The sequence below is a fragment of the Acinetobacter sp. FY683 genome (assembly GCF_059515885.1).
The window spans coordinates 18,918-28,467 of record NZ_JCAKNA010000029.1; the positions used below are offsets into that span (position 1 = coordinate 18,918).

At 36.3% G+C, this 9,550-nt stretch carries 13 protein-coding genes and 1 rRNA gene; 9 read left to right on the top strand and 5 right to left on the bottom strand.

What is annotated here, in order from left to right; all coding sequences use genetic code 11:
- Positions 1–25 precede the first annotated feature (25 nt).
- The 4 genes from AC5YDH_RS12610 to mnmC are packed head-to-tail and all read left to right on the top strand — an operon-like array spanning position 26 to position 3,456.
- Complete coding sequence (locus AC5YDH_RS12610; protein ID WP_496120011.1) at positions 26–637, top strand: septation protein IspZ; 612 nt, start codon at positions 26–28, stop codon at positions 635–637.
- A gap of 29 nt (positions 638–666) precedes the next feature.
- Positions 667–969, top strand: a complete 303-nt coding sequence (locus AC5YDH_RS12615; RefSeq protein ID WP_496120013.1) for a YciI family protein — start codon at positions 667–669, stop codon at positions 967–969.
- Between the two features lie 5 nt (positions 970–974).
- Entirely contained in the window at positions 975–1,475 is a 501-nt protein-coding gene (locus tag AC5YDH_RS12620) for an SH3 domain-containing protein (protein ID WP_496120014.1), read from the top strand.
- A 37-nt stretch (positions 1,476–1,512) separates the two neighbouring features.
- Positions 1,513–3,456, top strand: a complete 1,944-nt coding sequence (mnmC, locus tag AC5YDH_RS12625) for a bifunctional tRNA (5-methylaminomethyl-2-thiouridine)(34)-methyltransferase MnmC2/FAD-dependent 5-carboxymethylaminomethyl-2-thiouridine(34) oxidoreductase MnmC1 (protein ID WP_496120016.1) — start codon at positions 1,513–1,515, stop codon at positions 3,454–3,456.
- Between the two features lie 56 nt (positions 3,457–3,512).
- On the opposite strand, the gene AC5YDH_RS12630 is transcribed toward mnmC, so the two are convergent.
- Entirely contained in the window at positions 3,513–3,827 is a 315-nt protein-coding gene (locus AC5YDH_RS12630; protein WP_496120017.1) for a rhodanese-like domain-containing protein, read from the bottom strand.
- A gap of 91 nt (positions 3,828–3,918) precedes the next feature.
- Between AC5YDH_RS12630 and AC5YDH_RS12635 the strand changes: the two genes are divergently transcribed.
- Positions 3,919–4,407, top strand: coding sequence for a YajQ family cyclic di-GMP-binding protein (locus tag AC5YDH_RS12635; RefSeq protein ID WP_496120019.1), 489 nt, complete (start codon positions 3,919–3,921; stop codon positions 4,405–4,407).
- A gap of 25 nt (positions 4,408–4,432) precedes the next feature.
- Complete coding sequence (locus AC5YDH_RS12640) at positions 4,433–4,936, top strand: DUF4442 domain-containing protein (RefSeq protein WP_496120020.1); 504 nt, start codon at positions 4,433–4,435, stop codon at positions 4,934–4,936.
- Between the two features lie 42 nt (positions 4,937–4,978).
- Here the strand turns inward: AC5YDH_RS12640 and AC5YDH_RS12645 are convergent, their stop codons facing one another.
- The 3 genes from AC5YDH_RS12645 to AC5YDH_RS12655 form a co-directional block, all read right to left on the bottom strand.
- A complete protein-coding gene (locus AC5YDH_RS12645) occupies positions 4,979–5,347 on the bottom strand; it encodes an acyl-CoA thioesterase (protein WP_496120036.1) in 369 nt (122 codons plus the stop codon).
- 72 nt (positions 5,348–5,419) lie between these two features.
- Positions 5,420–5,851, bottom strand: a complete 432-nt coding sequence (trxC, locus tag AC5YDH_RS12650) for a thioredoxin TrxC (protein ID WP_496120022.1) — start codon at positions 5,849–5,851, stop codon at positions 5,420–5,422.
- On the bottom strand, positions 5,852–6,748 hold the full coding sequence (locus AC5YDH_RS12655) for an alpha/beta hydrolase (RefSeq protein WP_496120024.1): 897 nt from the start codon (positions 6,746–6,748) through the stop codon (positions 5,852–5,854).
- 136 nt (positions 6,749–6,884) lie between these two features.
- On the opposite strand from AC5YDH_RS12655, the gene AC5YDH_RS12660 reads away from it, so the two are divergent.
- The 3 genes from AC5YDH_RS12660 (at position 6,885) to AC5YDH_RS12670 (ending at position 9,219) form a co-directional block, all read left to right on the top strand.
- Positions 6,885–7,220, top strand: a complete 336-nt coding sequence (locus tag AC5YDH_RS12660; RefSeq protein WP_496120026.1) for a protein tyrosine phosphatase family protein — start codon at positions 6,885–6,887, stop codon at positions 7,218–7,220.
- The gene (locus tag AC5YDH_RS12665) at positions 7,213–7,635 is read left to right on the top strand and encodes a protein tyrosine phosphatase family protein (RefSeq protein ID WP_496120028.1); all 423 of its coding nucleotides are present in this window, start codon (positions 7,213–7,215) and stop codon (positions 7,633–7,635) included. The genes AC5YDH_RS12660 and AC5YDH_RS12665 overlap by 8 nt, the downstream gene beginning before the upstream one ends.
- Before the next feature lie 207 nt (positions 7,636–7,842).
- Positions 7,843–9,219 (top strand): dihydrolipoyl dehydrogenase, encoded by a 1,377-nt coding sequence (locus AC5YDH_RS12670; RefSeq protein WP_496120030.1) that lies wholly within the window; start codon positions 7,843–7,845, stop codon positions 9,217–9,219.
- A 134-nt stretch (positions 9,220–9,353) separates the two neighbouring features.
- Here the strand turns inward: AC5YDH_RS12670 and rrf are convergent.
- Positions 9,354–9,468: ribosomal RNA gene (gene rrf / locus AC5YDH_RS12675) — 5S ribosomal RNA — on the bottom strand.
- Positions 9,469–9,550: the final 82 nt, after the last annotated feature.

Genomic DNA, 9,550 nt, shown 5'->3' on the forward strand with positions numbered 1-9,550 from the left:
TTTAATCAGATTCAGATACTCTAACATGAAAGCACTTTTAGACTTTGTGCCACTCATTATTTTCTTTTATTTATATAAAACGGTAGACCCGAAAAATACTGAGCATCCACTCTTACAATTTATTGGTTCAGCTGGTGGTGTAGATAATAATAATATTCTTGTTGCAACAACAGGTTTAATGTTTTCAATGCTCGTTGTATATGGCGCAATGTTTTTTATTCAGAAATTCCGTTTAGACAAACAGCAATGGATTGTCTTATTTATGACGGTTATTTTTGGTGGCATTACACTTATGCTTTCAGATGATTTTTACATCAAACTTAAAGCAGCATTACTCAATTTAGTTTTCTCTGGTGCTTTTTTACTTTCACCATTTTTTATGAAAGACAAGAAGCCTCTTATTCAGCGTTTATTTGGTCCTATTTTTAATTTAACAGAAAAAGGTTGGAAAAATTTAAACTACGCATGGGCTGCAATGTTTGCTGTGATGTCATTTTTGCATGTGTTTTTTGCTTTTATTTTCGCAAATGGAAAATATTGGGGTGAATTCACTGCATTTGGTGACATGATTGTGATGTTTTCCTTTATTATTATTCAGTTTATTGTATTACGAAAATACTTTAAGTCTTCTGAATAACAATTTTGCTAGAAGAATCGGATTAAATCATGCCATTATTCGTCGTAAGCTGTACAGATAATGAAGGTACAGTAGAAAAACGCTTAGCCACTCGCCCTCAACATTTAGAGCGATTACAAAAATTAGATGATGAAGGTCGTTTAATTGTTGCTGGGGCTATGCCTAAAGATCCAAGTAATCCTCAAGCGGGCTTTTACGGTAGTACTATTATTGTCGATTTTGACAGCCGTGAAGCTCTTGATGCATGGTTGGCTGAAGAACCATTTTTAAAAGAAGGTGTTTATAGTCATATTGACGTTAAACCCTTCAATAAAGCATTTCCTAAAGGGTAAGGTATATGCGTATCGTTGTTTCTAGTGCATTAAGTTTCTTTTTCCTTTGTTCAACTGCTTGGGCAGTTGAACCACCTACCCAAACTGCTCCTGCTCCAACGCCTGCAGTTACGGTGGCACAGAATCCTTTACAACCGATTCCTGCGAATAAACCAACGACTACGCGTAATCCTATTATAGGAAATACTCCGCAAGATATTGAGAACAAAAAGCTTACTGCCGAGCAAATTGCAAAAAATAAAGTGTTACATGAAGCGAAAGTCAAAGCATTAGTGAATGACCAAGCAACACGTTTACAGCAGTTAGAAAAAGCAAACTTAGATGCTTTAACCCAAAACCAAGAATTACAGTTAAAAAATGATAATTTAGGTGTTCAGGTTCAAGTACTTCAAAGCGAACGTAGTGCCCAAATGTTTTTATATGGCGCAACAACACTAGCTGTTGGCGTACTATTGGGCTTCTTAATTGCAAGTTATGTATATGCGAAGCGTCGTCGTCAGTGGTAAGCTAACTTTTTATTTTCAATGAAAGGTTGTGTGAGTTTTGTCTAACGCAATTCAAACTGCTGATCTCGATTGGCAACTTGTAGATGGCATTGATATTCCTGTCTCTAAACAATTTGGCGATGTTTATTTCTCAAAAGATAATGGTCTTTTAGAAACTCGCCATGTGTTCTTAAACGGCAATGATTTGCCAGAGCGTTTAGCGCAATTACAAGATTTTGAATATTTTAGCGTAGGTGAAACAGGCTTTGGTACTGGGCTAAATATTTTAGCTTTATGGCAACTTTGGCAACAAGTTCGTCCAAATAATAATAGCCATCTTCATGCAATTTCAGTCGAAAAATTTCCACTTACAAAAGATGATTTAATTCGTGCCTTAAATGTATGGCCTGAGTTAAGCCATCTTGCAAAATCACTGATTGAGCAATACCCACTTCCAATTGCAGGCTGTCACCGTTTGTCATTTCCTAAAGAACGCTTTTCTTTAGATTTATGGCTAGGTGATGCACATGATGTTTTCCCTGCTATGGAAAAAACTCATCATGTGAATGCTTGGTTTTTAGATGGTTTCGCACCGTCGTGTAATCCAGATCTGTGGGAAGAAAATGTTTTAAATAACATTGTTCGCCTTTCAACAATTGGCACAACTCTTTCTTCATTTAGTGTTGCAGGCGTTTTGAAACGTGGTTTAAAACAACATGGTATTTCAATTTCTCGCCCACGCGGTTTCCGTCATAAACGTGAAATGCTAAAAGCAATTTGGGCAGCACCTGAATCACTCGAAAATGTATGTGTTTCAGAACAAAAGTTCGAAAACTTAGAATTAAATCAAAAAAAAATTGAATCTAAGTTAAAGACACCATTTCAACAACGTCAAATCGCCATAATTGGCGCAGGAATAGCAGGTTTAAGCACAGCATGGGGATTTGCTCAGCGCGGACATAAAGTTGCTATTTACGACAAATCAGCGCCTTTAGCTGGCGGTTCAGGCAATCCTCTTGCCCTACTCAACCCAAAGCTATGCCCAATTGAACAAAGCTCGGAACATTTAATGACTTTGGCTTGGCAACATGCCATTCGCCACTACAAGCAATTTACAGCTTTTCGTCCTATTCAAGTCAATCAATTGGCGCTTAAAAATGCTGAAGATTTATTCGCATTATCTAATGAATATCCATCTAATATTTTAAAAGCACAATCTGCAACGGATCATCCACTTAAAACTACGTTTCCAAGTTTAAACTTATTGGAAGCAGGTGCCGTTTCACCGCATCAACTACGTGACGCGATATTGCAACACCCACTTATTGAATTTCAACAAGCGCAAATCAGCCAAATCAAACCCTCTGAAAATTTCGTTACGTTATTTGAAGAAGATAAAACCCTCATCCAGGCTGATCATGTGATTGTTTGTACTGCACGTGAAACACAAAACTTCTTTGAAAATTACCCTGTTTTAAAGCCTATTCGGGGGCAAGTCAGTTGGGTAAACAATTGCAACCAACCTTTGGCCTTAACTCAAGCACATAGTTACGGTGGTTATTGCATGCAATTAAATGCAGATCATCTCATTTTAGGGGCTTCTTTTTATCCGAATCGTGATGATGATAAGGTGCTACTTGAAGATCATGTTCATAACTATGAACTTATCCACAGCGTATTTCCTGAATATGCAGAAAACTTAGCAGATATTTCAAGTTGGCAAGGAAGAGCTTCTGTACGTGCTCAAAGTCAGGATTATTTTCCTGTGCTTGGAAAAATGAAAAATGAAGATGAAATCTATAGTTTTGCAGGATTAGGTTCTAAAGGTTTTCTATTTGCACCTCTCTGCACTGAAATTTTAATCTCTCAAATTTTAAGTGAAGCTTGTCCAGTTCCTTCAAGTCTAATCAAAAAATTGAGTCCTACTCGTTTTCAAAAGAAAGTAAAAGCAAAGAAACCTTATTTTAAGGCAAATGATCAAGCTCAGAACCTAACTAAATAATTGCTCTTCTAAATCAATAAAAAAGCGCCTTTCGGCGCTTTTTTTAAGTTAAGGGATTAAGCCCCCTCAACCAAAGGTAAACCTGCATCACGAGCTGCACGTGTACCCCCCATAAGAACAATGTATTCACGCTGACTATCAAAACCATCAAGTAGTTCAGCAGCGCGAGGGGCTTTACTACCACCACCACATAAAATATAAATCGGTTGATCCGTTGCTACCTGAGTAAGGCTTTCAGCTGATAAATCGTTAATTGGCTTATTTACAGCACCGTTAACGTGTGCTTCAGCGTATGCCTTAGCATCGCGAACATCCCAAATAATTGCGTTTTTTGGGAACTCAAATGTAGTAATTTCTATTTTACGGATCATTGTGCACTCCTTTGTTGTAAAGAACACTTGGCAAATGAAGAAAACATCCCTAGCATCTCAGATATTCTTTCCATTTGTAAAGGTCTAAACTATGCCATCTTTTGATATTGTTTCAGAATTAGAAATTTTTGAAGTAAATCATGCAGTTCAAAATACTCAAAAGGAAATCGGAACACGTTTCGACTTCCGTGGTCAAGATGTTTCTATTGAACTAAGCGAAAAAAATAAAGAAATCAAAATTTCAACAGAAAGTGATTTCCAATGCGAGCAAGTTTATAGCATGCTTGAAAACCATTTCTTTAAACGTAAAGTTGATATTCAAGCACTTGATCCACAGAAAATGACTGCATCAGGTAAAAACATCATTCAAGTGATTAAACTGAAAGATGGTCTTGACTCTGATACTGCAAAAAAAATTAATAAAGCCATTAAAGAAAGCGGCATTAAAGCGCAATCTTCTATTCAAGGCGATAAAATTCGTGTGACAGATAAAAAACGCGATACCTTACAACAAATTATGGCGTTCCTAAAAGAACAGCAATTTGGTGTGCCTTTGCAGTTCAATAATTTTAAAGACTAAGGCGAGTTTACCCAAAGAGAACACTATGACTCAGACCAATCGTTTATCTAAACTTGTAAAAACAACGTCTAAATTCCCAAAAAGAATTCGTAATACGTTGTGGAGTCGAGCTTTTGGTCGAGTCGTTCCCATGGTGGGTACGGCAAAAATTCAATATTTAGAAATGCACGCCAACAAAGTGGTCGTCAAAATTGAAAACCACAAAGGTATGCAAAATCATATTGGACAAATTCATGCATGTGCAATGGCACTTATTGCTGAAACAGCCACAGGATTTGTGACTGCAATGAATGTCCCTGATACAGCAATTGTACTCATTAAAAGCTTTAAAGTTGATTTTAAACGCCCAACTAAAGGTGCTATGACGGCTGTCGCAACATTAACGGCTGATCAACAACAACTTATGCAAACCACAAATAAAGGTGAAACTTTAGTGGCTGTGTCTGTAACAGACGAAAGTAATGAAGAGCCTATCCTATGTGAAATGCTTTGGGCATGGATCTCTAAAGATCAGCTGAAAAAGAACTAGTCTTTAAAATAAAAAATCCCAGATATGAATCTGGGATTTTTTTTAATTATTTTGAGTTTCAGCATGTTTAAGCTTAACTTCTTCAGGAATTTGACGTTTATTGCCTTTTACATCTACAGCAACAAAAGTGAATACACCTTCCGTGACACGTTTTGCTTCACGTGAACTATCGTGGCTATCCCAAACTTCAATTTGCATTTGAATTGAGGTATTACCTACTTTTAAAATTTTGGTGTAACAACTAATCACATCCCCTACTTTTACAGGTACAAGGAATGTCATCTGATTAATTGAAATTGTTGCACAACGTCCTTTACTAAAACGCTCTGCATGAATCGCACCAGCCAAATCCATTTGCGACACAATCCAACCACCAAATACATCGCCACTCCAGTTAGTATCTGCTGGCATTGCGATTGTTTGAAGGGATAGAGTACCTTCAGGCTTTACATGAGAATCTGACACGTTCACTCCAAATTGAGTTTATTTATGGGCATCTAACTGCTGATCTAACCATTGTTGTAGCTCAGTAGATCGAAGTGCTCCACTTATTCTAGCAATTTCGTTGGTTTTATTCATCAAAACTAAGGTTGGAATGCTACGAATATTAAATGCAGCACTTAATCTTGGATTTGCTTCAGTATCAATTTTAGCAAAAACCACATTCGGATACTGCTTTGCAACTTGTGCAAAGTGCGGAGCCATCATTTTACAAGGACCACACCATTCTGCCCATAAATCAATAAATACAGGCAAATCACTATTGCTAATAAAATGACTAAAATTTTGCTCATTTAATTCTATAGGTACTAGTGTAATTAATGCATCATGACACTGACCACAAGAAGGATTTTTGAAAAAATTTTCTTCAGCCACTCTATTTTTTGCACCACATTCAGGGCATACAATAATCATTTAACGAACTCCTAAATGCTGTTGTAGAAATTGTAATTGAGTTGAAATTGCTTTTTCAAACCATTCTCCATGAAAAATATCATAATGTTTCATCTTCCATTCATGATATTCAACATAAGGTGCAATATTTGTAACCGTTTCACGGCTAGACTCTATAGGAACAACACTATCTTGCAATGCTGCAATAAATAAAACTGGTATCTTAATTTGCCGTACAACTTGTATGGGTCTATAGCGCATTAAGCTGAATAAGGCTCTTGCGGGAATCTCGCCACTCCAAAAATAGTCGAGATCTAAAATAGATAAAAAACCTTCATAACTATCATTTGACGGCATAAAACTAAATTCTGTTGTATCTATTACTGGCAGTGTTTTAGGTAACATTCCGACTTTAGCCCCCATATAATCTTGAGTCGAAATTTTCAAAGCAGCGGGTAATTGTTGTAGCGGATATTGCTTAACACTTGCCGCACCATCCACATAAGGTACTTGAGCAATGATCGCTTTAATATTTGGTAAAGATGCAGCTAAAGATAAAACATAGCCACCACTTAATCCTACACCCCACAAAACCATTCGTTCTGCATCAATAGACTGACGTTCATTTAAATGGGAAATCATCGTGCGCCAATCATCTAGCTGAGCTTTTAAAGAAACTAATTCACGTGGACGTCCTGTACTTCCACCCCAATATCGATAATCAAATAAAACAACTGCGTAGCCTGATCGAGCAAATTTTTTAGCAAATTGAATCAATTTAAAGTGACGTAAAGCAGCCAAACCATGGGCCATAACAATAACAGGAGGTTTTTCTATATTTTTAGGATGATAAAAGTCCGCAGCAATGACATCTTGCCCACTTTTCACATATAAAGGATCTACGGTATAAGCGAACATATACGCTCCATTGCTATATTTTAATTATCTATATGCATAAAAACTTATCTTAAAAATGAAAGAACAATACGTTCCTTTTTCATCATAATGCTATCATAAAGTATAAAATGTATTGATGAACTTATGGAGTAATGAAATGAGTGAAAATGTAGGATTTGCAGGTCAAATTGCACCAGAACACATATCTCAAGTTGTTGAAAAAGGCTTTAAATCGATTGTTAATAATCGTCCAGATATGGAAGGCGGTCCAGATCAACCAACAAGTGCTCAAATTGAAGAAGCTGCTCGCGCTGCTGGCTTAGATTATGTTTATCAGCCTGTTGTAGCAGGTCAAATCACCGAACTAGATGTACGTACATTTGCTAATCATTATAATGAATTACCAAAACCGATCCTAATGTTCTGTCGCACTGGCAACCGTTCAAATAATCTGTTTCAACTTGCAAAACAAATGGATTTATTGGATGACTAATCAGGTCTTCAAAAGACTCCTTTGTTGTTTACTTTTTTGCTTTTCAACCACAATTTTTGCTGAAAATGATTTAAGTAAATCACTAACCAATAAAGTTAGTGTTACGGGACAAATGACCTCCGAAAAATTTAGTCAACTTATGCAACAAGGTTTTAAATCTGTTGTTGTAAATAGACCAGATGAGGAAGAGGGAAACAACATTAAAGTTAGTGAATTAAGAGAAATTGCGGAACGTCAGCATGTTAGCGTAATTTACCAACCTGTCACGAGCGGTAAAATTACTCAAACAGACATTCAAGAATTTGCCAAATATTATAATGAACTACCAAAACCAATTTTAATGGTTTGCCGTAGCGGAACTCGCTCTAGTACATTATTCAATCAAGCAAATTCACAAGGCTTACTTCATGAATAAACTTCTTATCGCACTTATTTGCTCTGTATCTCTCTTTGGGTGTAGCTCTATGGAGCTTAAACCTACCGTTGGAATTACAATGGGTACAACAATATAGTCAGCAATAAAAACGGCAATTCATTGCCGTTTTTATTTACAAATAAGCATAATTCTAGCTGCCAAATATGATATGAATAAGATCAGCCTATTCAAAACATTTTATTCATTATGTATGACATCATTATTATCGGTGCTGGAACGGCAGGTATTGCAGCATATAAAGAAGCTATCAAATTCACACAAAATATTCTAATTATTAACGATGGAGCATGGGATACGACATGTGCCCGAGTCGGTTGCATGCCAAGTAAAGTCCTTATTTCGACAGCAAATCGAATATATGATATTCAACATGCTGAAGAAGTATCCTTACAAGTCAATGCAAATATTGACACTTCAAATGTAATGAATCATGTCCGAAAACTACGAGATCGTTTTACAACAGCAACCATTAAAGATGTAGACAATTGGCCCAATGAACACAAAGTTTCAGGCAAAGCATCTTTTAAAAATACCAATACAGTTCTAGTGAATGAAAAAGAATATCAAGCAAAGTCATTTATTATTGCTGTTGGTTCTACACCAAGTTATGACCAAAACTGGAAAGATGAACTAGGTGAGCGCTTAATTACATCCGATCAGATTTTCGAATTAGAAACTCTTCCAAAATCGATAGCAGTTATTGGTAGTGGAGTCATTGCGATTGAACTTGCTCAAGCAATGCATCGTTTAGGTGTAGAAACCACCATTTTTGCAAGAAGTCTTAGAGTTGGCTCATTAACAAGTCCAAACTTACAAAAATTAGCACAAAAAGTCTTAAGTGAAGAGCTTAATATTAAATTTGAAGTTTTACCCGACTTAGTGAAAAAAACTAAAGATGGCATTAATATTCAATTTAGCGAACTCGGTGAATCTAAAAATATAAGTGTAGATTATTTGCTTATCGCAACAGGGCGTAGAAGTTATTTAAGTACATTAAACCTCAGTAATATTTCAGAAAAATTTAAAGATATTAAGAATCTAGAAGTCGATTCAAAAACTAAACAACTTTCTGATTTACCTATATTTATTACAGGTGATGCATTAACTACTACACCTCTACAGCACGAAGCAGCAAATGAAGCTCGAGGTGCTGTTCATAATTGTTTAAATTATCCACAGGTTAAAAATATTAAAATACTAACACCTCTCGGAATTGTATTTAGTTCACCTGAAATGGCGACAGCAGGCCAAAGCTATAAGCTATTAAAAACTCAAAATATCGACTTTATTACTGGCTTTGTTTCTTATGAAAAGCAAGGACGTGCAATTGTTTTAGGTAAAAATAAAGGTGCTATTGAGATCTATATTAATAAAGCAACAAAAAAACTTTTAGGCGCTGAGTTATTCGTAGACTCAGCCGAACATATGGCACATCTACTTTCATGGATGATACATCAAGGTGTAACTCTAGATGATGTACTTGATCAAGCTTACTATCACCCAACACTAGAAGAAGGATTAAGAACTGCATTCAAACATGCGAGAAGGCAACTAAACACCTAAATAAAATTGATATTTTTCGCATAAATCCCGATCTACTCGGGATTTATTACTTTGCCTTTAGTACTTTTTCTTCCCCTTGCCCATAAAAAAACACCCCCTTAGGCATTAAGCTAAGGGGGTGTTTTGAATTAATGAGCTGGCGATGACTTACTCTCACATGGGTAACCCCACACTACCATCAGCGCTAAGAGGTTTCACTTCTGAGTTCGGGAAGGGATCAGGTGGTTCACTCTTGCTATTGTCGCCAGCACAACTGTTTATGGACTTATTCGGGTCTTATTTACATCAAATGATGTATGCCTTACTTCGTACCAAATAGAATTCATTAACA